The sequence below is a fragment of the Bacillus sp. USDA818B3_A genome (assembly GCF_009928415.1).
Classification (GTDB): Bacteria; Bacillota; Bacilli; order Bacillales; family Cytobacillaceae; genus Neobacillus.
The window spans coordinates 226,368-249,216 of the sequence record NZ_JAABNN010000005.1 but is presented as its reverse complement, the minus strand read 5'-3'; the positions used below and the strand labels follow the sequence as shown (position 1 = coordinate 249,216).

At 39.8% G+C, this 22,849-nt stretch carries 21 protein-coding genes and 1 pseudogene; 15 read left to right on the top strand and 7 right to left on the bottom strand.

Features of this window, described 5'->3' with window-relative positions; all coding sequences use genetic code 11:
- Positions 1-5 precede the first annotated feature (5 nt).
- Positions 6-128: pseudogene (locus tag GXK58_RS27535) on the top strand (glycoside hydrolase family 3 N-terminal domain-containing protein); the annotation flags it as partial.
- A 293-nt stretch (positions 129-421) separates the two neighbouring features.
- Here GXK58_RS27535 and GXK58_RS12405 read toward each other — a convergent pair.
- From GXK58_RS12405 to GXK58_RS12395, 3 genes are all read right to left on the bottom strand, one after another.
- Positions 422-970 (bottom strand): DUF3231 family protein, encoded by a 549-nt coding sequence (locus GXK58_RS12405; RefSeq protein WP_160723240.1) that lies wholly within the window; start codon positions 968-970, stop codon positions 422-424.
- Positions 971-980: 10 nt separating this feature from the next.
- On the bottom strand, positions 981-1,535 hold the full coding sequence (locus tag GXK58_RS12400) for a DUF3231 family protein (RefSeq protein ID WP_160723238.1): 555 nt from the start codon (positions 1,533-1,535) through the stop codon (positions 981-983).
- A gap of 88 nt (positions 1,536-1,623) precedes the next feature.
- On the bottom strand, positions 1,624-2,205 hold the full coding sequence (locus tag GXK58_RS12395) for a TetR/AcrR family transcriptional regulator (protein ID WP_160723236.1): 582 nt from the start codon (positions 2,203-2,205) through the stop codon (positions 1,624-1,626).
- Positions 2,206-2,481: 276 nt separating this feature from the next.
- On the opposite strand from GXK58_RS12395, the gene GXK58_RS12390 reads away from it, so the two are divergent.
- From GXK58_RS12390 to GXK58_RS12365, 6 genes are all read left to right on the top strand, one after another.
- A complete protein-coding gene (locus GXK58_RS12390) occupies positions 2,482-3,939 on the top strand; it encodes a DHA2 family efflux MFS transporter permease subunit (RefSeq protein ID WP_237389647.1) in 1,458 nt (485 codons plus the stop codon).
- Positions 3,940-4,093: 154 nt separating this feature from the next.
- Positions 4,094-4,798 (top strand): SAM-dependent methyltransferase, encoded by a 705-nt coding sequence (locus GXK58_RS12385; RefSeq protein WP_160723233.1) that lies wholly within the window; start codon positions 4,094-4,096, stop codon positions 4,796-4,798.
- Positions 4,799-5,012: 214 nt separating this feature from the next.
- Complete coding sequence (locus tag GXK58_RS12380; RefSeq protein WP_160723231.1) at positions 5,013-6,005, top strand: LacI family DNA-binding transcriptional regulator; 993 nt, start codon at positions 5,013-5,015, stop codon at positions 6,003-6,005.
- 307 nt (positions 6,006-6,312) lie between these two features.
- On the top strand, positions 6,313-7,998 hold the full coding sequence (locus GXK58_RS12375) for a glycoside hydrolase family 13 protein (RefSeq protein ID WP_160723229.1): 1,686 nt from the start codon (positions 6,313-6,315) through the stop codon (positions 7,996-7,998).
- A gap of 1 nt (position 7,999) precedes the next feature.
- Positions 8,000-9,445 carry a PTS transporter subunit EIIC gene (locus tag GXK58_RS12370; RefSeq protein ID WP_160723227.1) on the top strand — a complete coding sequence of 482 codons (1,446 nt, stop codon included), beginning with the start codon at positions 8,000-8,002 and terminating at the stop codon, positions 9,443-9,445.
- Between the two features lie 92 nt (positions 9,446-9,537).
- Positions 9,538-11,016: a glycoside hydrolase family 32 protein gene (locus tag GXK58_RS12365; RefSeq protein WP_160723225.1), complete on the top strand. Its 1,479-nt coding sequence runs from the start codon at positions 9,538-9,540 to the stop codon at positions 11,014-11,016.
- Positions 11,017-11,194: 178 nt separating this feature from the next.
- On the opposite strand, the gene pdxR is transcribed toward GXK58_RS12365, so the two are convergent.
- Positions 11,195-12,598 (bottom strand): MocR-like pyridoxine biosynthesis transcription factor PdxR, encoded by a 1,404-nt coding sequence (pdxR, locus tag GXK58_RS12360; RefSeq protein ID WP_202171349.1) that lies wholly within the window; start codon positions 12,596-12,598, stop codon positions 11,195-11,197.
- A 105-nt stretch (positions 12,599-12,703) separates the two neighbouring features.
- On the opposite strand from pdxR, the gene pdxS reads away from it, so the two are divergent.
- Both pdxS and pdxT read left to right on the top strand, forming a co-directional pair.
- Positions 12,704-13,588 (top strand): pyridoxal 5'-phosphate synthase lyase subunit PdxS, encoded by an 885-nt coding sequence (gene pdxS / locus GXK58_RS12355; RefSeq protein WP_160723223.1) that lies wholly within the window; start codon positions 12,704-12,706, stop codon positions 13,586-13,588.
- 1 nt (position 13,589) lies between these two features.
- On the top strand, positions 13,590-14,165 hold the full coding sequence (gene pdxT, locus GXK58_RS12350; RefSeq protein ID WP_160723221.1) for a pyridoxal 5'-phosphate synthase glutaminase subunit PdxT: 576 nt from the start codon (positions 13,590-13,592) through the stop codon (positions 14,163-14,165).
- 441 nt (positions 14,166-14,606) lie between these two features.
- Here pdxT and GXK58_RS12345 read toward each other — a convergent pair whose 3' ends face one another.
- A complete protein-coding gene (locus tag GXK58_RS12345) occupies positions 14,607-14,876 on the bottom strand; it encodes a DUF2188 domain-containing protein (RefSeq protein WP_160723219.1) in 270 nt (89 codons plus the stop codon).
- A 167-nt stretch (positions 14,877-15,043) separates the two neighbouring features.
- On the opposite strand from GXK58_RS12345, the gene GXK58_RS12340 reads away from it, so the two are divergent.
- Positions 15,044-15,934: a diacylglycerol/lipid kinase family protein gene (locus tag GXK58_RS12340; protein ID WP_160723217.1), complete on the top strand. Its 891-nt coding sequence runs from the start codon at positions 15,044-15,046 to the stop codon at positions 15,932-15,934.
- A 150-nt stretch (positions 15,935-16,084) separates the two neighbouring features.
- A complete protein-coding gene (locus GXK58_RS12335; RefSeq protein WP_160723215.1) occupies positions 16,085-17,008 on the top strand; it encodes an AEC family transporter in 924 nt (307 codons plus the stop codon).
- A 159-nt stretch (positions 17,009-17,167) separates the two neighbouring features.
- On the opposite strand, the gene madM is transcribed toward GXK58_RS12335, so the two are convergent.
- Positions 17,168-17,932, bottom strand: a complete 765-nt coding sequence (gene madM, locus GXK58_RS12330) for a malonate transporter subunit MadM (protein ID WP_202171348.1) — start codon at positions 17,930-17,932, stop codon at positions 17,168-17,170.
- Positions 17,913-18,323, bottom strand: coding sequence for a malonate transporter subunit MadL (gene madL, locus GXK58_RS12325; RefSeq protein WP_160723211.1), 411 nt, complete (start codon positions 18,321-18,323; stop codon positions 17,913-17,915). The genes madM and madL overlap by 20 nt, the downstream gene beginning before the upstream one ends.
- 288 nt (positions 18,324-18,611) lie before the next feature.
- Between madL and GXK58_RS12320 the strand changes: the two genes are divergently transcribed.
- From GXK58_RS12320 to GXK58_RS12305, 4 genes are read left to right on the top strand one after another with little or no spacing between them, the layout of a single operon-like run.
- The gene (locus GXK58_RS12320; protein ID WP_160723209.1) at positions 18,612-19,271 is read left to right on the top strand and encodes a GntR family transcriptional regulator; all 660 of its coding nucleotides are present in this window, start codon (positions 18,612-18,614) and stop codon (positions 19,269-19,271) included.
- A gap of 54 nt (positions 19,272-19,325) precedes the next feature.
- Positions 19,326-20,261 carry a malonate decarboxylase subunit epsilon gene (gene mdcH / locus GXK58_RS12315; protein WP_160723356.1) on the top strand — a complete coding sequence of 312 codons (936 nt, stop codon included), beginning with the start codon at positions 19,326-19,328 and terminating at the stop codon, positions 20,259-20,261.
- Between the two features lie 37 nt (positions 20,262-20,298).
- The gene (gene mdcA, locus GXK58_RS12310) at positions 20,299-21,945 is read left to right on the top strand and encodes a malonate decarboxylase subunit alpha (protein WP_160723207.1); all 1,647 of its coding nucleotides are present in this window, start codon (positions 20,299-20,301) and stop codon (positions 21,943-21,945) included.
- Between the two features lie 15 nt (positions 21,946-21,960).
- Positions 21,961-22,839 carry a triphosphoribosyl-dephospho-CoA synthase gene (locus tag GXK58_RS12305; protein WP_160723205.1) on the top strand — a complete coding sequence of 293 codons (879 nt, stop codon included), beginning with the start codon at positions 21,961-21,963 and terminating at the stop codon, positions 22,837-22,839.
- The last annotated feature ends 10 nt before the right edge of the window (positions 22,840-22,849 follow it).

Below are 22,849 nucleotides of genomic sequence, written 5' to 3'. Positions count from 1 at the left end.
TAGGTTTTCCTGGACATGGAGATACATCGGTTGATTCCCATCTCGAGTTGCCAATCGTTTATAAAAATCTGACGGAGCTAAAAAAACTCGAGTTAATCCCATTTAAGCGTGCCATTGATAATGGGGCCTTTAGAAGTAGGTCAATCTGTGACTTTCGATGTTGAGCAAGGTCAACGTGGAGCTCGAGCAACAAACATCCGTAAATATTAAGAATAACAATTCATGCAGGCTCTTTTTACTGAGTCTGTTTTTTTATTTAAAAATTTTATTTAAAAAGCATGGAACCCACTCACGAATAATAGGGCACTTTTCTGAAATAAGAATTGCGCCCCTTATTTGGGAAAAAGCAGAATCAAAATTTTGCGAAACAGAACAGTTGAAAAGGACGGGGAGTAGATTATCCAGGTCCTTTTTTAGCTTGTCATTTTATTGGTGCTCCTGGAGCATAGTAGTATGGAGGCACTTTAAGCCATCCCCGTCTTTTCACAAGTTCTTTTAAGGTTGCTCCAAACGTCATATATTCCTGTAAATATTCAAGCCATATCAAGGTAACATCATTGCGCACGGTTTGAATGATTGCATTTGCACAATAGGAAATTAAAATAACCATTTTAATATTAAGGCTGTTTGCAAGTTCATCATCCGTTAACTTGACACCCAATGGAACATCGCTTGGGTTAGACTGAGGCTTGGACTCACTTAAGGGCGGAATGGGAACTCCCTCAGATAACATAAAGGTAATAATTCGTTCTTTCTGTGATTTGAACATCTCTACGGCTTCATGGAAAGCTTTTCTTAATTCGGGGTCCGTTGTACTGTTAATCCCTGCTTCGGAATGAACTTGTTCATCCGATAATTCGGAAAGATAGGACCAGCAGGACATGACTTCCCCCACATGTAATGGTGATTTGGGTTCATCATCAACAAATGATTGGATAACATTATTAACAGCTTTTATGACATCTGGCATACTCCTCACCTCACTTTTCCGTTTGTGGCAAACTTGCAGGATAATACGGTGGTGGAACCTTAAGCCATCCCCGTTTTCGCATCAATGATTTAAATGTTGTTAAAAAAGTTATGTGTTCTTGTAAAAATACGGCCCACATCAGACTAACATCGCTGCGAAGGGATTGTGCCGCCGTTTCCGAACTGTTTGTAATCGCCATCGATATTTTTTTCTTAAGGCTGTTTGCAAGTTCGTTATCTGTCAGCTTAACACCCAATGGAACAGTATTCGGGTCAGAGATTGGTTTCGATTCACTCAGAGGTGGTAATGGAATCCCTTCTGACCGCATAAATGCCGAAATTCGCTCTTTCTGCGATTTGAACATGTTAACTGCTTCTTGGAGAGCTTTTCTCAATTCAGGGTCCGTTGTACTGTTAATCCCTGCTTCAGTCTGTACTTGTGTCTCACCAACTAAAGCTAAAAATATCCAGCATCCCATAGCCTCGCCAATATGAAGAGGCGTTTTATTCTCATCTTTAATAAAAGACTGAACTACACTTTTCAACGCTTCTAAAAGATCAGGCACATACTCCACCTTCCTCTCTTTTTTTAAATTTCCCCCTAAAGGGTATTTTTAATGCACAGAAGTACAGACCTTTTATTGTGTAAATCCTTTATTTCTTACCTGATTGAAAAAGTAAGGACATCTGCTTGGCAAGAAATTGCGGTGTATAGGGCATATCCTTACGCAGCCACGCTGAAATCGTACCGATTAGAGCCGAAGAACCATGCCAAATAGCAATATCCTTTTGAATGCCTTTAGAAGCGAGCGAATTACTATCTATACTTTCAGTTATGGTTTCAGTAATGATCGTTAACAATCGCTCCGTAAAAATTGGAGTTCGTCTAGAACCAAGAACCACTTTATAGAATTTAGCATTCTCGGCAATATGCTCAAGCAGGGTGAGCAGCTTTAACCAATTAATATCATTTAAGGGATTTTGATTAGTTTCCGTACTCTTTAAAATAGACTCAATATCCTCTGCCATTTCTTGGGCCATTTTCTCTAGCATATCTTGAATGTCATCGTAATGGAGATAAAATGTCACACGGTTAATCGTTGCGCGTTCGGCAATCCGATTAACCGTTATTTTGTTGATTTCCATCTCCTGCAGCAAATCAATTAAGGCATCCTTAATCAATTGGCGGGTACGAATGATTCGAGGATCTACTCGGTGCTTTACATTATCCGTCATGTATATTCTCCCTTCCTTTTATTTGGTAATTTACAAAAATCTCAGTTCTGTCTATTATTTTCAAACTCCTAAACATAAATAAACTAAACGTAAACTAATTTACACTTCCTGAGAAATTGTCTGTTGTCATAACCAAGATCTCATTATAAAGTAATTTATACAATGTTAATTATTAAACACATTGTAAAAAAAGTCTACATTCAAAGGAGAAAGGATCGGAGAGATTTGACGAATACTCATAAAACTGTCACAAACTCGATAAAAAAAGGACCTATTATGTTCATTATGATTTTAGGTGCTTTCATTGCAACATTAAACCAAACACTCATGAGCGTCGCAACGCCTGAACTAATGGTTGAATTTAATATCACAGCTGCAACAGCACAGTGGTTAACAACAGGATACATGCTTGTTAATGGTGTCTTAATTCCCATTACCGCTTACTTTATGCAGCGGTTTACAACGAGGCAGCTTTTTCAAGCTTCCATGTTTATCTTTTTAGCGGGAACCATCGTTTCAAGCTTGGCAGACGGATTTTCATTATTATTAACCGGCCGTATGATACAGGCGGCTGGAGCAGGAATTATCATGCCGCTGCTTACGAATGTGATTCTGACCATCTTCCCTCCTAATAAAAGAGGAGCGGCGATGGGGATGGTCGGACTTGCGATTATTTTTGCCCCAGCTATTGGGCCTACCATTGCCGGCTATATTATCGAAAACTACAAATGGGAAACGATGTTTTATGGTATGATTCCATTTGCTGTCATTGTTATTGTATTGGGGTTCATTTATCTTCGAAATGTATCCGAACCAATCAAGACAAAGCTCGATATCCTGAGTGTTATCCTCTCAACCATTGGATTCGGCGCATTACTCTATGGTTTCAGCCGGGCAGGAAGTCTAGGATGGTCAGACATTGAAGTACTTAGTACGATTGCTGTTGGTGTCATATCGCTTGCACTCTTTTCATGGAGGATGTTGAAGACGCACAATCCTTTGCTCGACTTACGTGCATTCAAATACAACATGTTCTCTCTAACGACCATTATTAATATCGCGGTTACGATGGTAATGTATGCGGATATGATGCTGCTTCCGCTATACCTTCAAAACGTCCGCGGTTACACAGCCATAGAATCCGGCCTTCTCCTTCTGCCGGGTGCGCTGGTCATGGGCTTCCTTATGCCAATAACCGGCAAGCTGTTCGATCGTTTTGGCGCGAAGTGGCTGACGGTGATTGGAATGATTATTACCATTGTCACAACGTTGGGCTTTACGAACCTAACAGATTCTACAAGTTATACCTATTTGGTACTCATGTCCACAGGGCGTAGGATTGGGATGGCCTTGATGATGATGCCTTTGCAGACAGCTGGTTTGAATCAGCTGCCACAGAGTCTAAATGCACACGGAACCGCTATAAGCAATACGATTCGGCAAGTGGCTGGTGCCGTCGGTACTTCACTACTAGTAACGGTTATGTCAGACAGGACGAAAACACATCTTCAGGATATGATTCCTACGGCAGCTGCTAAGGGCTTGACCCAGTCACAGTTGATAAAGGAATCGACCATACAAGGGATTAATGACGCGTACCTTGTCATCATTGGAATTGGTATTATCGGATTATTACTTTCCTTGTTTATCAAGAAGGTTAAACAAGTCTCAGAAATGGAATCCAAAACCCTTATGGAACAAGCGAAACAGAGAACAGTGGAAACAACTAACTAAATCAACATCTAGATAATTGGTTATTTATGTTAAAATAAAAGGATAGTTTATTCAACTAAACCGCAGGTTGGTGAAATAAGAAAAGCAAAAAAAGGTTAACATTACCAATTTGTCATGATAATATGAATGTAATCTTTTAGAGAGGTGAGTTTAGTTGAGTAGAGTTGAGCAGAGTACAAAGTTAGATTTAGAACGAATTATTTTTATTGGTAGGACCTTTGAAGAGTATATGGACATGTTCTCGCTTTCAGAAGAAGAACTGCGAGGAAAGAAAATACTCGATTGTCCAGCAGGAGCTTGTTCATTTACTGCTGTTGGTAACAAATTGGGTTTAGATGTAACAGCTTGTGATATTGCCTATTACCATTCGGATGAAGACCTAAAAAATAAAGGTCTCCAGGATATTGAACACGCAATGGAGCATATGCAAAAAGCCCAAAACAATTATAAATGGGATTATTTCAATGATATAGAAGGTCTTAGAAAACATCGTTTAAGTGCCTTACAAGATTGTGCTAACGATATGAGGGAATCCAATGAAAGATACATCCCTGCCACTTTACCTTCTTTGCCGTTTAAGAATGCAGAATTTGATATTCTTCTCTCTGCACATTTTCTATTTATGTATGCCGATAGATTAGATTACCAATTTCATGTCGATACGCTAAATGAATTATTGAGAGTTACGAAAGAGGAAGTTCGTATTTTCCCGTTAATTGATTTAGAGGGAAAAAGATATGAGCATTTAGATAAATTAATAAGTTACCTGGCTGACAGTAGTTGTACAGTTGAAGAACTGAAAGTACCATATGAATTTCAAACAAATGCCAATTCGATGTTAAAAATAAAAAAAGGATAGTAAAAAGGGGTCAACGTAAATGCGTTGGTCTTTTTTTCTACCCATCTTGTAGAACTAACAATGCTTTAGTTTTAAAAAATTCATATACCAAAACTATAATAGCATACAAGACGAAAATCAATTTCTATATGGAATCGATTGCATTAAGGGCTTTGGTCAAGTAAACTTATTTTAATAATGAACAATGTAATTGATAAGGTGGTTTAATTAGTAAATGGCTACAATTTCAGATGTTGCAAAGTTATCGGGACAATCCAAAACGACCGTATCAAGGGTTATAAATAATCATCCATATGTTTCCGATGAGAAAAGGGAATTGGTTTTAAAGGCAATGGAAGAGCTGGGCTATACACCAAACCCTACCGCCAGGAGACTAAGAGGCCAGCTAACTACAACCATAGGGGTCATTGTCCCAAGAATCGTTAATCCTTTCTTTTCCTATCTCGTGAATTCTATCGAAAATGCAGCCTACCAAAAAGGATATCAGGTGTTAATAGCTCAAAGTAATGAGGACAAAGAAAAGGAACTGGCCTTTTTAAATCTGTTAAAAAACAAGCAGGTAGATGGGATCATCATGACCTCAATTGAAAATGATTGGAAAATTATAGAACAGTATACAAAATATGGTACCATCTTGCTGTGCAATGATTACGTCAATCAGGAAGTGGCTCCGATGATCCGTTTGGACCAGATAAGAGGGGCTTATCTAGGAATAAAACACTTAGTTGAAAAGGGTCATCAAAGAATCGCTTATTGTACGGGTGGATTATTCGATGCGCATGGGAGAGGGAGAGACCGCAATCTTGGATTCCAAAATGCCATGCAGGAAGCAAAAATAAAGATTAATCCAAGATGGATCTTTGTGGACCAACATACGATTGAAGATGGAAAAAGAGTGTTGAAGCAAATTCTTGAGATGGATGACCGTCCAACGGCCATATTTACAGGAAGTGATGAGGTAGCTGCAGGAATCATCATTGAAGCAAAGGAGCATAGTCTATCCATTCCTCAAGATCTTGCTGTTGTTGGTTTTGATGACCAACCAATTGCAGAAATTTTGGATCCGAAACTGACGACGATCCGTCAGCCTATGGACCAGATGGGGGAAAAGTCCGTACAGGTTATGATTGATTTGTTAGAAAATCCTAAAATGCAGATAAAAACGTATGAGCTGCCAATTGATTTAATTGTCCGCCAATCGACGTAAGCGTAGTCTCATGTTTAAAAGTGAAGTCTGGTATCGATTTCACTTTTTTATGTTATTAGGTAAATCGTTGGAAGAGATTGTATGATATTTGCAAACAAGAAAGCGTTGACAGGTTAAAGAACAGTAAATATAATAAAAATAGAACCGGTTCCCAAAGTTTATTATGATGATGTGGAATCGATACCATAAAAATATTTTAAGTGGGTTATAATTTTAAGCTATTATTATAGCGATTATTTTTTTTAATGAGTATGGAATCGATACCATATAAATGAATCGAGGGACTCATTTACAACAGGAGGGCAACATGGAGAAAAAATGGTGGCAAAAAGAAGTAATTTATCAAATCTATCCAAAGAGTTTTAATGACTCCAATAATGACGGAATAGGGGATATAAGAGGAATCACCCAAAAATTGGATTATCTACAGTCACTTGGGATTACAATGATATGGGTATGTCCAATCTATCAATCTCCGATGGCTGATAATGGATATGATATTTCTGATTATTATCAATTAAACCCAGAGTTCGGGGACATGAAAGATCTTGATGAATTAATAGATAAGGCAAAGGAAAAAGGGATAAAGGTTGTCCTTGACTTGGTCATCAATCATACATCCGATGAACATCCATGGTTCCAGGACTTATTGAATAATCCAAAGGACAGTAAATATAGGGATTACTACATTTTAAAGCAAGGAAATAACGGTCAGCCACCTACAAATTGGCGCTCAGTTTTTGGCGGGAGTGTATGGGAACCCTTGAAAGGTACGGAAGAGTATTATTTTCATTCTTTTCATGTGAAACAGCCTGACTTAAATTGGGAAAACAGGGAAGTTCGCGAAGAGTTATATAAAATGGTCAATTACTGGCTGGAAAAAGGGATTGCTGGATTTAGAGTAGATGCTATTACATTTATTAAAAAAGATCAAAGCTATGATAACATCCCTGCTGATGGGGTAGACGGGCTAGGCAAATGTACAAGGAAAACGCGGAATCGTCCCGGAATTGAAGTTTTCTTACATGAGTTAAATAAAGAAACCTTCTCTAAATATCATTGTGTAACTATCGGTGAAGCCCCAGGCGTTCCGTATGAACAATACGGTGATTATATTGGGGACAAAGGATATTTTTCCATGATATTTGATTTTAAATACGCAGATCTTGATGTTGCATCTGGCAGTGAGTGGTTTAAGAGGGTTGAATGGAATGTCTTGGATTTAAAGAAATTAATCTTTACTAGTCAAAATGAAATCCAAAAAGTCGGCTGGGGAGCCAATTTTATAGAGAATCATGACCAGAATCGTTCCATAAGCAAGTATATAAAAGAAGAAGCGGATCGAAATTTCTATTCAGCGACCATGCTGGGTGCTATGTATTTCAATTTAAGAGGGACACCTTTTATCTACCAAGGCCAGGAAATTGGAATGACAAATTTTAAACGAAAAAGCATTGAGGAATTTGACGATATTTCAAGTATTGATCAGTACTATCGATCAATGGAGGAAGGCTTTAGTGCAGAAGAAGCATTGCACTTTATAAACCTGCGAAGCCGTGATAATTCTAGAACACCTTTCCATTGGAATGCGCAGGAATATGGCGGATTTTCAAAAGTCAAACCATGGCTGGGGATGAATGAAAATTACAAAACGATTAATGTAGAACAACAAGAACAAGACCCAAATTCCATTCTCAATTTTTATAAAAAAATGATTCAAGTTAGACAATCAACTGAATCTCTTATTTATGGAGAGATTAAACCTATATTAGAAGAACATCCAACCATTATAGCTTATAAACGAAATTTTAACATGGAAGAAGTTGTTTGTTATTTCAACTTTTCAACTGAACCAGAGAACGTTGAATTGGAACTTTATCCATACGATGTCCTCCTTAATAACTACAAAGAAGAAGACGCTGCGATAACAGAGCAAGAATATACATTAAAGCCATATCAGGCACTAGTACTCTTAAAGAAGGAAGCGAACTAGCATGAGCGAAAATAAATATGAACGTATAGGAAATGAGATAGTTAAAGTTATCGGTATGGATAATATTGAATCGTATACTCATTGTGCCACGAGATTGCGCATTTCCGTAAAGAATCGTGAAAAAATTGATGATGAAGCGATTGAGAGAATCGATGAAGTCAAGGGCGTTTTTTATAATGCTGGTCAATACCAGATTATTTTGGGTACGGGGACAGTAAATAAAGTTTATGCCGCGCTAAGAGGGAACCAACCTGATCAGATGGATGAGCATCCCAATAAGAAAGCTTCTTCTGCCAGTAAGGAAAAGGGAATAAGAAGGGCTGTCCGGACATTAGCAGATATCTTTATCCCTATTATCCCAATTATTGCAGCTACAGGCTTATTTCTTGGTTTAAAGGGTGTATTGTTCAGTGACGCCTTCTTAGGTTTAATGGATATGAGTGCAAATGATATTCCTGAAAATTTAAAGACCCTTACATCTGTACTAACAGACACTGCGTTTGCCTTTTTACCAGCTTTAATTTGTTGGTCTGCATTTAGGAATTTTGGCGGTATGCCTATAATCGGTTTTGTCCTTGGATTAATGCTCGTTTCTCCTGCTCTTCCAAATGCTTATGCGGTAGCAGATGTCAATAGTGGGGTAGAACCATTAATGGCTTTTGGTTTTATTCCGGTAGTGGGTTATCAAGGTAAAGTATTGACAGCACTGGTGGTTGGTATTCTCGGTGCGAAACTTGAGAAAAAGCTCCGGGCCATCATGCCGAATGCGTTAGATTTAATTTTTACTCCTTTCTTTGTTTTATTAACGATGATGATTACTGGTTTACTCATCATCGGTCCTTTGCTACATTTTGTAGAAGCAGGGTTAGTAACGGTTATTACTAAACTTATTAGTGCTCCTCTTGGCATTGGGGGATTGTTAATTGGTTTCCTTTATCCATTAGCGGTCATGACGGGAATGCACCATTTGTTTATTGCAATTGAAACAACCTTGCTTGCCAACACTGGGTTTAATCCACTTATTACTCTATGTGCGATGTATGGATTTTCCAATGCAGGGGTTTGTTTAGGGATTACCTTAAAAGCAAAAAAGAAAACGGTAAAAGTAACTGGGATGAGTGCAACTCTAACCCAATTACTTGGTGTTAGTGAACCAGCCTTGTTTGGTGTCGTTATGAGATACAGTATGAAACCACTTTATGTGATGATTGCTTGTTCAGCGGTCGGGGGTGCGATTCTTTCGTTCTTGAATATTAAAGCTAATTCATATGGCTTGGCTGTCGTCCTTTCTCCTTTAATGTACATTTATGAGTGGAACCAGCTTGCTGTGTACGTTGTAGTGTCAATATTGATTTTTGTTGCTGCCTTTATTATCACATACCTTTTTGCGGTACCAAAAGCAGTTATGGAAGATGACCAGGATCAGAGTAAAAGTAGAGCCAGCTGATTGGTACTATTTTGATGAATTTTATACGGTTTATACGAGTTGCACTTAGCAGCTCGTATTTTTCATAAAATTAGTTTTGGAGGAAAAGCAGCATGGCATGGACAGTAGAAGAACGTTATCGAACATATGACAGTATGACTGAAGAAGAACGAAAAAGGCTGGAAGCATCAGTATCGGACAGTTTATGGCGGCAAAAATATCACATTCAACCGAAATATGGACTGTTAAATGATCCTAATGGATTTGTCTGGTATAACGGACGTTATTATTTGTTTTATCAATGGTTCCCTTTTGGAGCTGTTCACGGGATGAAGCATTGGTTCCAGACAGAATCCGCCGACCTGATAAACTGGGAAAATAAAGGGGTCGCGTTAAAACCTGAGTTTGGTTATGAAAGTCACGGGGTATATTCTGGAAGCGGGTTTGTACATAATCAACTTCTTTATCTGTTCTACACGGGAAATAAACGTGATGAACAATGGAATCGTCATGCTTCTCAATGTTTAGCGATCATGGATGAATCAGGAAGAATTATCAAACAGCCTGAACCAATTATTAAACGGCAGCCAGAAGGATACACGGACCAATTTAGAGATCCAAAGGTTTGGAAGGCGGATGATAAGTTTTTTATGATTGTTGGGGCACAACGAAGAAATTTGACGGGTTGTGCACTTCTTTACCAATCGAGTGATTTAACACAGTGGACGTGGATTGGAGAGGTCATAACAAAAGAAAAAGATTTTGGTTTTATGTGGGAATGTCCAGATTACTTTGAGTTGCAAAATCAGGGAGTTCTTTTATTTAGTCCCCAGGGGCTCGAGCCTAAAGGTGATGCTTATCAAAACATTTATCAAACGGGATTTTTTATTGGTAATCCTTTAGATACCTTAACGGGTACTTTTGAACATGGTGATTTTCAAGAACTGGATGCTGGGTTTGATTTCTATGCTCCGCAAACCACTTTATCCCCTGACGGAAGACGTATTCTTGTTGGCTGGATGGGATTGCCCGAAATTGAATATCCTACTGATTCCGAAGGATGGGCTCATTGTTTAACCCTGCCAAGAGAGTTATCTATTAAGGAGGGCAAGATTCTTCAAAAACCAGTAGCTGAACTTGAATTGCTTCGTGAAGGGAAAATAGAAGCTAATAAACTATTGAATAATGAATCAATAACTTTCGAAGACTTTGAGGGGGATATTTACGAACTATTAGCAGAATTCTCCTCAAGTACAGCTGAGGAATTTGGTATTGAGATCCGTGTTGGAGCAAATGAAAAAACAGTGATTAAATATCACGCTGATGAGAAAAAAGTTATTTTCGACCGTACCCACTCCGGGCAGGCGTTCGGTGAGGAGTTTGGTTCGATTAGGAAATGCAGTACGGAATCTGAAGCCATATCGTTCCGAGTCTTTGTTGACGTTTCTTCAGTTGAAATCTTTGTAAACAATGGGGAGAAGGTTTTCACTGGGAGAATATTTCCTGGCAAAGAAAGCAGAGGAATCCGCTTTTTTTCTCTTGGAGGACAAACAAAGGTAAAAGCGGAAAAATGGGAGCTTGGTAAAAAATAATATTTATAACAGGCTAATTGTTAGTATTTAACTAGTTTTTAAAAAAGGAGAAACATCCATGACTTACTTTAAAGTCGAGGCTGCTTCTCCTTTTTTTGAAGTAACGAATAAATTAGAAATGGTAAAAGAAGATTCCTTAAGTGATAGTGACCTTTTTTGGTGAATATTAGATAACAGATCATACTGATTTTGAAATTCCCCAGCATTTCATTAATTTGTGGATCCCATCTTCCATTTGTTGCAATGGAATCCCGCCAAAGCCCAATAGAAATGTTGGAGATTTCCATTCAATGGGGCTTAATAGATAATCGCTTACCGGATAAATGGCAATCTTGTTTCTTTCCGCCATCTCTTTTAACTCATTTTCACTTTTATTCAGTGGGACTGAAATTAAAATGTGCATTCCGGCTTTGTCACCGGTGATGGAGACATGCGGATAATACGTTTCAAATACCTCGGTTAATTTTTCATGTTTTTTTCGATAAATTTTCCGCATCCGGTTTAAGTGTTTGGAAAAATAGCCATCTCTCATAAAGTTAGCTAGAAGATGTTGATCAAATCTTGGTACGGTGGCGGAGTAAAAACTTAAAGTCTGTTTGTACTTTGACAGCAATGGCAGCGGCAATACAAAATAAGCAACACGCAGTGAAGGCATTAGCGATTTGGTAAACGTGCTGAGATAAATAACTTTATGATTTTGGTCCATACCTTGTAAAGCGGGAATGGGTTTTCCTTTATAGCGGAACTCACTATCGTAATCGTCTTCAATAATATAGCGATTTTCATCTTTTGCCGCCCAGTTTAATAGCTGGGTCCTTCTTGTTGCTGATAGAACCGCACCTGTAGGGAATTGGTGGGAAGGTGTAATGTAAACAATATTGGCATTGGTCCTTTCAAGCTTATCCACTACTAAACCATCATCATCAATCGGAATGGGCACGGCTCTATTTTGCAATTGGATTCTTGGGATGGCCGAATAGCCGGGATTTTCAAGGGCAAATTTTGAATCCTCTCCCAATAATCGCAGGATCATAGGCAGCAGTTGTTCCGTTCCTGAGCCGATGACAATCTGTTCAGGCTTGCAGCAAATCCCTCTAGATTGATAAAGATAATTCGAAATTTCTGCTCTTAATGCGAATTCTCCTTGCGGGTCCCCAATTTGCAACAACTCTTTTGAACCTTGATCATATAAGTTTTTCGCATATTTTCGCCAGATTGAAAACGGGAATGAATCGGTATCAATTTTTCCTGGGTGAAAGTCAAATTGATAGGTTTTATCCTTTGCTATATCAATAGGCATGGTTAACGGCTCTTTTTCAATATAAGGTAATTCATCAAACTCTTCTACAAAGAATCCTATCCGTGGTTTCGAACCAACATAGCCTTCCGCCATCAGCTGTGCATAGGCAATTTCAATGGTGGTTTGGCTGATATTTAAAAAGTCGGCTAATTTTTTTTTGGAAGGCAATTTAGTTCCAACTTCAATTTGTTTATGGATAATGGCGTCTTTGATTCCGAAATAAAGCTGTTCATACAAGGGTTTTTTTGTATTTTTATCCAATGTAAACATCAGCATGTCCATCTGCAATCCCTCCATCTGACCACATAATTTTTTTAAAAATTGAACCTTTTCACAAAGTCAATTTCTATTATACTAGTAATCATTAAAGAAATGGAGGGTTTATTGATGAAACAGGTAGGAACAGATAGAGTAAAACGCGGTATGGCGGAAATGCAAAAAGGCGGCGTGATTATGGACGTCATTAATGCCGAGCAGGCAAAAATAGCAGAGGCTGCAGGTGCAGTTGCTGTTATGGCTTTAGAGCGGGTACCATCCGATATTCGAAAAGCTGGTGGTGTAGCTCGTATGGCAGATCCTCGGATTGTAGAGGAAGTGTTGAACGCAGTAACCATTCCAGTAATGGCAAAAGCACGTATTGGCCATATTGTCGAAGCACGTGTTTTAGAATCAATGGGCGTTGATTACATAGATGAAAGTGAAGTATTAACACCTGCTGATGAGGAATTCCATTTATTAAAAAGCGACTACACCGTACCTTTTGTATGTGGATGCCGCGATTTAGGGGAAGCTGCTCGTCGTATTGGAGAAGGAGCTTCCATGTTACGTACGAAAGGTGAACCGGGAACTGGAAATATTGTCGAAGCTGTTCGTCATATTCGTAAAGTTAATTCACAGGTAAGACGTGTTGTTGGTATGAGCGCAGATGAATTAATGACAGAAGCGAAAATTTTAGGTGCACCATTTGAATTATTATTAGAAATCAAAAAATTAGGGCGCTTACCAGTTGTAAATTTTGCTGCTGGTGGGGTGGCAACACCTGCAGATGCCGCTTTAATGATGGAACTTGGAGCAGATGGTGTATTTGTAGGATCAGGTATTTTCAAGTCTGATAACCCAGAAAAATTCGCACGTGCCATTGTAGAGGCAACAACGCATTATCAAGACTATAAACTAATTGCTGAAATTTCAAAAGAGCTGGGTACACCGATGAAAGGTATTGATATTGCAACGCTAAATGCAAGTGAACGTATGCAGGAACGTGGTTGGTAATATGCTGAAAATTGGGATACTTGCCTTACAAGGTGCAGCCAGAGAGCATATAAGACAAATTGAAGAGCTTGGCTGTGAGGCCATTCCGGTTAAATCAGTTGAAAACCTAAATGAACTTAATGGACTAGTATTACCTGGCGGGGAGAGTACAACCATGCGTAAACTGCTAGACCGTTATGAACTGCTTGAGCCCATTCGTGATTTAGCCCTTAATGGAATTCCGATGTTTGGAACATGTGCAGGTCTGATTTTATTGGCAAAAGAAATCGCCGGCTCTGACACGCCGCATTTGGGATTAATGGATGTCGTGGTTGAACGGAATTCCTTTGGACGCCAAGTGGATAGTTTTGAAGTAGAATTGTCCACTCGAGGAATAGGGGACGACATTCCCGCTGTGTTTATTCGGGCCCCGCATATCGTGGCGGCAGGTGAAAATGTTGAAATTCTCGCCAAGCATGAGGATCGCATTGTTCTAGCTCGCGAAGGTCAATTTTTAGGTTGCTCTTTTCATCCAGAACTAACAGAAGACACTCGAATCATGAAATATTTTATTGAAATGGTACGAGAATACAATTAAAGATATCTTTCACGCCCTGCATTATGTCGGTAAAGTCGGCTTATTCAGGGCTTTTTTTAAAATATTTGTTGAATTCACTGCATGTGAAAAATAAACGGTAAATTTCCGGCTAAATTGGGAAATACCCATATTTCCTTAATAATAAGGGGAGTTTTTCCGTTAATATGCTCCAAATCTCTTGATTTAGCCTTATTTAGAGCAGTTAATCGGAATATTTCCGCTTATATCCGCTTCTTAAGCCTCCCCTATATACATTAGCAGGAAATTCTCCGCCTATGAATTTTCATCCCTTCACAAAATTGATACGGAGAAGGCAGAAATGGTTTGCAAACTTCATCATTCGCAATCAGAGGCATTGGTCATATAAGAAAAAATAGCAAGGGTAAAAACCTTGCTATTTCAAATATTACCTAATCTTATCATGTTCACTTCTCTTTACAATTAAGATTCCATGTAATTATGCTGCCGTTCAATTTTTCCATCATCATCATGAATATAGGCCATTGTTTTGGCTTCTTCTGCCATACGTTTTGCTTCTTTTACGGCCTCATTCTTTGAATCAGCTGTATAGGCTGGTTCCTCTTCACCCTCAACCTTCACTGCCCAGCGATCCTCGTCATGTGGAACGACATGAAATCTTGCCTCATCGGTCCCAGCGCGCTCCTTGAAATATTGATCACGGTCCGTTTGGTTATCTCTTTTATTTGTCATAGGTTTACCTCCAAGTATAAATTTTCCTAATACCGTACATTTACCCCTTCATCAAAATTAGAAACATAAGGTTGTTACTAGAATTTTTGATTAGTAGAAATTGGAAGTGAAGGATCCAAAATGAAAGGGTATATAACTTAAAAGATTGTAATAAGGAAGTGATTGGTATGCGTTTCGAACGAGCACTATTAATTTATAACGGTAATGCCGGAAAAAAAGACATGAAACAGGCACTTGGGCTTTCAGTCCCCATTCTGTCCTCTCATATATCAAATTTAATGATTATGCCAACCCAAAGAATCAACCATGCAAAAGAGATTTGTGAGCAATATGGATCGGAAATTGATTTGGTCATTATCCTGGGTGGAGATGGTACGGTCCATGAATGTATCAACGGATTGTCCAACCTGGATCATCGCCCGATGATTGGGATCCTGCCTGCTGGTACCTGCAATGATTTTTCAAGGTCCTTAATGGTTGACCAGGATATCGCAACTGCTGCAGAACAAATCATTCATGGTAAAAGTATGCCAGTGGATATACTCAAAGTAGATGACCATTACTGTCTAAACTTTTGGGGCACAGGGTTGATTGCCGAAACCTCCAATAACATTAGACAAACGGAAAAACATCATCTCGGAAAGATTAGTTATATGTTAAGCGCCATTCGTACAATGAAAGATATGGATCCATTTCATTATGTACTAGATATAGATGGGGAGAGAAAGGAAGGAGAGGCGCTATTAATTATTGCTATCAATGGGAATTACATAGGAACAAGGAAGCTGCCATTTCAAGCAATCAGTTATAATGATGGACTAGCAGATGTTTTTATCATCAAACATACAAACATGACGTTGTTGAAAGAACTTTTTACGACAGATATTACGATACTTAATAATGAAATAATCCAGGAAATGGACCATTATTCAGGAAAATCAATCACCATTCATACACAAGAAAAACAGGATGCAGATATGGATGGTGAAGTGTATACCAAGACACCTAGTCATATTAACGTTCTTAAACATCATCTTCAAGTGTTAATCCCAAATTAGAGGCGGCAGACAATTATATCTATCAGGCAGTGAACAGGGAGTTGTCACTTGGATATTGGAGTCAATCAATCACAGAAAATTTTAAAATAGACATTCTCATTAAGCAAATGATAGCATGAGAATAATAGAGTAGAGAGGATGTTTATTGATTTGATTCAGACTGTGATTTCAACCCTTTTTCAAGTGATGGTTCCGCTGTCGATACCGGTTATTGCCGGGTTTCTCCTTGGCCGATTTGCACGGATTGACACCAAGCCATTGTTAACCCTTACATTATATTATTTAAGCCCGGCTATGATATTAGATACCTTAATGACTGCCCGTGTTTCACATCATGATATCTTTCAAACGCTTGCTTTTTCCTTGCTTAACCTTGTCATGCTCTGGGTGATTGCAACAAGCGTAAGTAAGCCGCTTCATTTTCCGGCTAACGATAAGGCAGCTCTCGTATTAGTGTCCTCCTTTACAAACAGTGTCAACTATGGGCTTCCGCTAGTTTTACTTGCGTTCGGAAAATTAGGGCTCGAAAAAGCATCTGTTTATGTTGTCATTCAAATGGTCATCGTCAATACCATTGGCGTTTATTTTGCGGCACGCTCGCATTTTTCGATAAAAAACGCGGTGCGATCGGTGTTTACCCTTCCAGCTATTTATGCCGCGATTCTAGCACTTGTCCTTCGAAGCTTAGATCTTCCCTTACCTGGCGGAGTGGCGAAAGGGGTGTCCATGATTGCTGATGCTTACTCTCCAGTTGTCATGGCGATTTTAGGGGCGCAAATTGCAAGTGTCAAAGTCGCGAAGTTCGATTGGAAATCTCAACCCGCCTTTTGGACAGGGATGACTGTTCGTTTGTTGATTTCCCCTGCAGTTGCTTTGCTTTGCCTATCAATCTTGCAAATAAAAGGCATCTTGCAATCGGTTCTGTTTATTTTAGCGTGTATGCCTGTAGCCGTAAATGCCGGCATTCTTGCGGAAAAATTTAATGCATCACCTACAATTGTATCTAAGTGTATTCTTTGGACAACACTTGTCTCATTTATTATTTTGCCATTTCTAATTGTAGTTATAAAGTGATAGAGGATTTATATATTTTTTAGAAGGATATAAAAAAATAAGCAATCTTAGTCCTGTAAAGTACAGAAATACTAAGATTGCTTGGGAACGATACTTTTTATTTGAAGTCCTATGTTCGTTTATTATGAAAGTATGAAATAATTTTATGAAGGATAAAGGTTATGCAAAAATAGCTTTTGTTATTAAGAATAGAACAGATGGGGCAAGCAGGCACCCTAGGCCAGTATAAAATGTAGCGGTTACCGCCCCATATGGAACAAGTTTTGGATCGGTTGCGGCTAATCCTCCTGCTACTCCACTCGTAGTTCCCATCATACCGCCGTATACCATGGCAGTCCGCGGATTATTTAATCCAATATATTTTGCAATAAATGGTGTGCCAATCATGGTCAAGATGGACTTTACCAGTCCTGCGGCGATGCTAAGAGTGATTACTTCGGAACTTGCACCAATGGCAGATCCTGTTACTGGTCCTACAATGTATGTAGCCGTCCCGGCACCAATAGTCGTTAAGCTAATGGCATCTCTGTATCCAAAGGCAAGTGCAATAATAACACCAACGACAAAAGAGAGGACAACACCAATAAATAAGGATAGGACCCCGTTTACACCAGCTTTCTTGATTTCGCTAAAGTTTGCCCCAAAGGCGGTAGCAACGATCGCAAAGTCCCTGAGCATTCCGCCGCCCATTAGCCCGATGCCAGAAAAGAGAGTAATGTCTGATAAACCTTTTTCTCCTCCGGTAACGGCTCCCCCGATGTAAGCGAGGACAAGCCCAAGGGTAATGGCAATCGCAGAACCATGGATGCGGCCCTTTGTTAATTTATTAGAGAGAAAATAAGAGAGATACATAGTTAATCCGACAATGGCAAAAGCAACAATGAATCCATTATTTTTAAGAACATTACCTAATATTTCTAACACCCTGCTCGCCTCCATTCACATCGATTTCAAGAATATCTGCCTTGCCGCCCTTACTTAAAAGAGGAACGACCGCCCAGCTAATCACCACTACAGCCACTCCGGCGATAATAGCCAAGAATCCTCCATCTAGGGCCGCAACTACATTTTGCTGTGCTGACATGGCAATAACGATTGGAATGTACATTCCACTCCAAAAAGATAGACCTTCTTGCGTTTGTTTGTTTAGCTTATCTTTCTTTTTTAAATATTCCACAAGTAGAATCAGCATAAGCATAGCAAAGCCAACACCGCCGACATTTGCATCAATTCCAAGGATGTGACCTAAAAGATCTCCAAAAAACACCCCTGATAAAAAGCAGATCGATAATATTGCGACCCCAAAAATAATCATGCAATTTCTCCTTTTCAATTTTTTCTTTCGAACAAAAGGCATAAAACTGAAAGCGAACAGAACAATGAAACGTATGTCTGTACTAAGAAGAAATTCGAAATAAAGGAAAGCGTTTGCAAAACAAAAGAATCAACAGTCGACTGTATTCCTAAAACCCATAATAAATCGTAAGAAAATAAAATGTCAACCATTTTTTAAATTTTCTAAATATATTGAAATCTAATAACATAGGAGCTATAATGAAATCGACAGTCGACTATTTTAAAATCTATTAAAGGAGACCTCGTCATGAAAACGAATAAATTGACTCAAAATGCCTTATCCAATCATATTGCTGAACATATTACAGATCAAATTATTAAGGGGGAACTAGCCCCTGGAGAAAAACTGATTGAACATATTTATGCAGAAGAGTATGGAACCAGCCGCGCTCCTGTTAGGGAGGCTATTTATCTACTTTCCATTGAAGGTCTCGTGGAAAGAATTCCAAGAAAAGGGGCCGTGGTCAAAGATTATACAGAAAATGAGATCTATGATCTTCTTGAAATACGTAACATGCTTGAAATGATGGCGATTGAACGCATTGGCCGAAATGGAGTAGACCAAGTGGAATTACAGAAGATGGCTGATATTTTAAAAGAAATGAATGATGAGACCTCGGTTCATCAATATACCCAACTAAATCACTCTTTCCATATGGTACTCGTGGAAATGAGTAAAAGTGAGACGATTAAAACGATGTATTCAAGGCTAGGATGGCCACTGCTAAGAATTCAAAGCCTCTCGTTTGCAAACGATGGGAATATTGAAAAGTCTATAAAAGAGCATCAAATGTTAATCGAATTTTTGAGAGAAGAAAACATCAAGGAAGCAGCGAATCTCTTAAAGCGTCATAACGAGGATGTCATTTCAAGTATGAAGAAAAAGCTAGCTTCCCAAAATAAATAAGTTTTTACATGATTAATAGACTAGTTGATTTTTCAAACAAGGTGGTGAAAGTTGGTGAAGCTCGCATTCTTATTTCCTGGCCAAGGTTCTCAAAAGCCGAATATGCTAAAAGAACTGCCTGAACATCCAGCAGTTGAAGCTGTCCTGCAAGAAGCTACAGAGGTACTCGGAGAAAGCGTTTGCAATTTTCATTCCAATAAAACTTTGACATCGACCGTATCTGTTCAAATCTGTTTGCTAGTTTCCTCAGTTGCAATCTTAAAAGTCTTTGAAGCAGAAGGAATCTACCCCCATATTGTGGCAGGCCATTCGGCAGGTGCTTATGGTGCAGCCGTTGCCTGTAAGGCCATTGGGTTTGCTGATGCTTTAAAAATGATCAAGCTAAGAGGGCAGCTAATGGAACAGGCCTTTCCCAGCGGATACGGAATGGGTGTCATTACAGGATTGAATGAACAGACTGTAAAAGAACTTGTAAATTCTTGTTTTACAGAGACAGAACCTATTTACACCGCAAATATTAATGCTCCGGATCAAATTGTCATTGCAGGTTCTATTACTGCTCTGAACAAGGTCATTGACCGTGCCTCAACTAGTGGGGCAAGAACAGCGGAACTTCTAAATGTGAACATACCGTCCCATTGCTCCTTATTAGACGCAGTTTCTAAATCTTTACATCAGGAATTATCAAAAATTACATTCAGCCAGCCAGTCATTCCATATGCCTGTAACCGAACGGCAAGGCTTTTAAGATCGCCGGATCAGATTAGGGAGGATCTTGCCTTTAACGTTTCCCATCCAGTTATGTGGCATAATATTTCTTCCATCCTTTGTGAACACGGTACAAGGCTCTTTATTGAAATGCCGCCAGGGAATGTTCTTAGCAGCTTATCTAAAAAAGCATTGCCGGGTGCACGTTCTCTTTCTGTGGATGAAAACGGGTTTGGAAATTGTTTGGTTTTGGCTAGGCGTTTCTGTTCTGAACATTCTTAAGTATAAAAGATTGATAGGAGAAAGGGGATAGCAGGATATGCAGGCAATTAAGAAACACTCTTGGACAAAACGATTAGAGGCAAAAGAGAAGAGAATGGAGAAAATGAAAGACATAACAAGCAGCCGGATTATTCCTACGAACAAAATTGTTCAGGCGCTTGAAACCTTAATCGAGCCTGGTGACCGCGTTGTTTTGGAGGGAAACAATCAGAAGCAGGCATCCTTCCTGTCGACAGCCCTTGCCAAGGCAGACCCGGGAAAATTATATGATTTGCATATGATTATGTCGAGTATCTCCCGGCCTGAGCATTTGGATCTGTTTGAATATGGTATTGCTAAAAAAGTAGACTTTTCTTATGCCGGCCCGCAAAGTCTTCGGATTGCACAAATGCTGGAGGATGGGAAACTTACAATGGGTGAGATCCATACTTATATCGAGCTGTATGGAAGGTTGTTTATCGATTTGATTCCATCCGTTGCGCTGGTTGCTGCTGACAAAGCCGATGCGGCTGGTAATTTATACACTGGACCGAACACAGAAGAAACTCCAACCTTGGTTGAAGCAGCTGCTTTTCGTGATGGGATTGTCATAGCGCAGGTGAATGAACTAGTGGATGAACTTCCGCGTGTTGACATACCTGGTTCATGGATTGATTATGTCGTAGTGGCTGACAAGCCGTATCAGCTTGAGCCTCTTTTTACCCGTGATCCGCGCCATATTACTGATATTCAGGTGCTTCAAGCAATGATGATAATTCGAGGGATATATGAAAAGCATCAGGTGAAGTCGTTGAATCATGGAATTGGCTATAATACAGCTGCTGTGGAGTTGTTACTACCTACATATGGAGAAAAGCTTGGGCTTAAAGGGAAAATCTGCAAACACTGGGCGTTAAATCCTCATCCTACATTGATTCCCGCCATTGAAAGCGGCTGGGTAGAGAGCGTCCATTGCTTTGGCGGGGAAGTGGGCATGGAAAAATATGTGGCCGCAAGAAGGGATATATTTTTCACAGGCCATGATGGAAGTTTACGCTCCAACCGGACATTATGCCAGCTGGCAGGACAATATGCTGTTGATTTGTTTGTAGGTTCAAGTCTGCAAATCGACGCTTTCGGAAATTCTTCCACAGTTACCCGCGGACGGCTTGCAGGGTTCGGCGGGGCACCAAATATGGGGCATGACCCAGGCGGCAGGAGACATTCTTCCGAGGCATGGCTGGACATGAAAACGAATAATGAACCGCTTGCACGTGGGAAAAAGCTGGTAGTCCAAGTGGTAGAAACCTTCCAAAACGGAAATAAACCGGTGTTTGTTGAATCATTAGATGCCTTGGATGTAAAAAAGGATGCAAATCTCGCAACGGCACCTGTGATGATTTATGGTGAAGACGTCACACATATTGTGACTGAAGAAGGGATTGCCTATTTATATAAGGCAACCAGCATGGAAGAACGCAGGCAGGCCATTGCAGCCATTGCAGGCGTTACTCCAATTGGGCTTGAACATGACATCAGAAAGACGGATAAGTTGAGAAGGGAAGGACTCATTGCGCTCCCTGAGGATCTTGGGATTAGAAGAACCGATGCAAAGCGTTCCTTGCTTGCTGCTAAAAATGTAGAAGAGCTGGTGGAATGGTCAGATGGTTTATATGAACCGCCTGCTAAATTCCGCAGCTGGTAACAGGGTACAGTTCAAATGGAAAAAATACAAACCTACCCAGAGAAACTTGCCATTTTAGCAGTACAAGCGCTGATCGAAGAGGCAGAACTGACACCGAAACCAGGTCTTGTTGACAAAGAGAGCACAGGTTCCCATCAGGATATGTCGATAGAATTAATGATTCAATCTGCGAGATCATTAGAGCCGGCGTTCAGAGAAATGGCCAAGGTAAGCTATGGAAGGGTTCCTTCTCAGGAATTAAGGGAAGAGGTTGCTGCTATCGGGCGCCAAGGGGAAATCGATATGTTCCAAGCTACCGGGGGCGTGAATACACACAAAGGTGCGATCTGGGCATTGGGCCTGCTTATTTCAAGCGCAGCCATGAACCCAGGAGAGACATCTTTGGACCTGATTGCTAAAACCGCAGGAAACCTCGCCCTCTTCCAGGATAGGCACCTGCCGCAGCAAATAACAAATGGTAAAAGAGTAAAATCAAAATATGGAGTGAATGGAGCACTGGGGGAAGCACAACTTGGGTTCCCTCATATAAGAAATATATCTTTACCTGTTCTTTATGATTCGAGGAGCAAGGGCATTAAAGAGGACCTGTGCAGGCTGAATACCTTAATTGCCCTTATGGCAAATCTTGATGACACCTGTATTTTACATCGGGGTGGGGCTCGAAGCTTGACCACTACCAAGGAACTTGCTTCCGAGATCCTAAAATCTGGCGGAGTTTGGACACCGAAAGGCTGGAGGGTTTTAGAGGTGCTTAATAAATACCTAATAAAGAGCAATGCATCCCCAGGCGGAAGTGCGGATTTGCTTGCGGCTACGATCTTCCTCGATTCACTCTATGAAAATAACACTAGCCATTTATGGGGGTTCAATAAGTATACGATTATTAGTATCTAAGGAGGGAGCC

What these genes read in the sequence shown, in the direction of transcription:
- GXK58_RS12320 (WP_160723209.1), top strand. Translation starts at nt 18,612, where the DNA reads ATGAAAACGAATAAATTGACTCAAAATGCCTTATCCAATCATATTGCT.
- pdxS (WP_160723223.1), top strand. Translation starts at nt 12,704, where the DNA reads ATGAAACAGGTAGGAACAGATAGAGTAAAACGCGGTATGGCGGAAATG.
- GXK58_RS12305 (WP_160723205.1), top strand. Translation starts at nt 21,961, where the DNA reads ATGGAAAAAATACAAACCTACCCAGAGAAACTTGCCATTTTAGCAGTA.
- GXK58_RS12340 (WP_160723217.1), top strand. Translation starts at nt 15,044, where the DNA reads ATGCGTTTCGAACGAGCACTATTAATTTATAACGGTAATGCCGGAAAA.
- GXK58_RS12375 (WP_160723229.1), top strand. Translation starts at nt 6,313, where the DNA reads ATGGAGAAAAAATGGTGGCAAAAAGAAGTAATTTATCAAATCTATCCA.
- GXK58_RS12365 (WP_160723225.1), top strand. Translation starts at nt 9,538, where the DNA reads ATGGCATGGACAGTAGAAGAACGTTATCGAACATATGACAGTATGACT.
- GXK58_RS12405 (WP_160723240.1), bottom strand. Translation starts at nt 970, where the DNA reads ATGCCAGATGTCATAAAAGCTGTTAATAATGTTATCCAATCATTTGTT.
- pdxT (WP_160723221.1), top strand. Translation starts at nt 13,590, where the DNA reads ATGCTGAAAATTGGGATACTTGCCTTACAAGGTGCAGCCAGAGAGCAT.
- GXK58_RS12380 (WP_160723231.1), top strand. Translation starts at nt 5,013, where the DNA reads ATGGCTACAATTTCAGATGTTGCAAAGTTATCGGGACAATCCAAAACG.
- madL (WP_160723211.1), bottom strand. Translation starts at nt 18,323, where the DNA reads ATGATTATTTTTGGGGTCGCAATATTATCGATCTGCTTTTTATCAGGG.
- pdxR (WP_202171349.1), bottom strand. Translation starts at nt 12,598, where the DNA reads ATGGACATGCTGATGTTTACATTGGATAAAAATACAAAAAAACCCTTG.
- GXK58_RS12390 (WP_237389647.1), top strand. Translation starts at nt 2,482, where the DNA reads ATGTTCATTATGATTTTAGGTGCTTTCATTGCAACATTAAACCAAACA.
- GXK58_RS12345 (WP_160723219.1), bottom strand. Translation starts at nt 14,876, where the DNA reads ATGACAAATAAAAGAGATAACCAAACGGACCGTGATCAATATTTCAAG.
- GXK58_RS12395 (WP_160723236.1), bottom strand. Translation starts at nt 2,205, where the DNA reads ATGACGGATAATGTAAAGCACCGAGTAGATCCTCGAATCATTCGTACC.
- mdcA (WP_160723207.1), top strand. Translation starts at nt 20,299, where the DNA reads ATGCAGGCAATTAAGAAACACTCTTGGACAAAACGATTAGAGGCAAAA.
- GXK58_RS12370 (WP_160723227.1), top strand. Translation starts at nt 8,000, where the DNA reads ATGAGCGAAAATAAATATGAACGTATAGGAAATGAGATAGTTAAAGTT.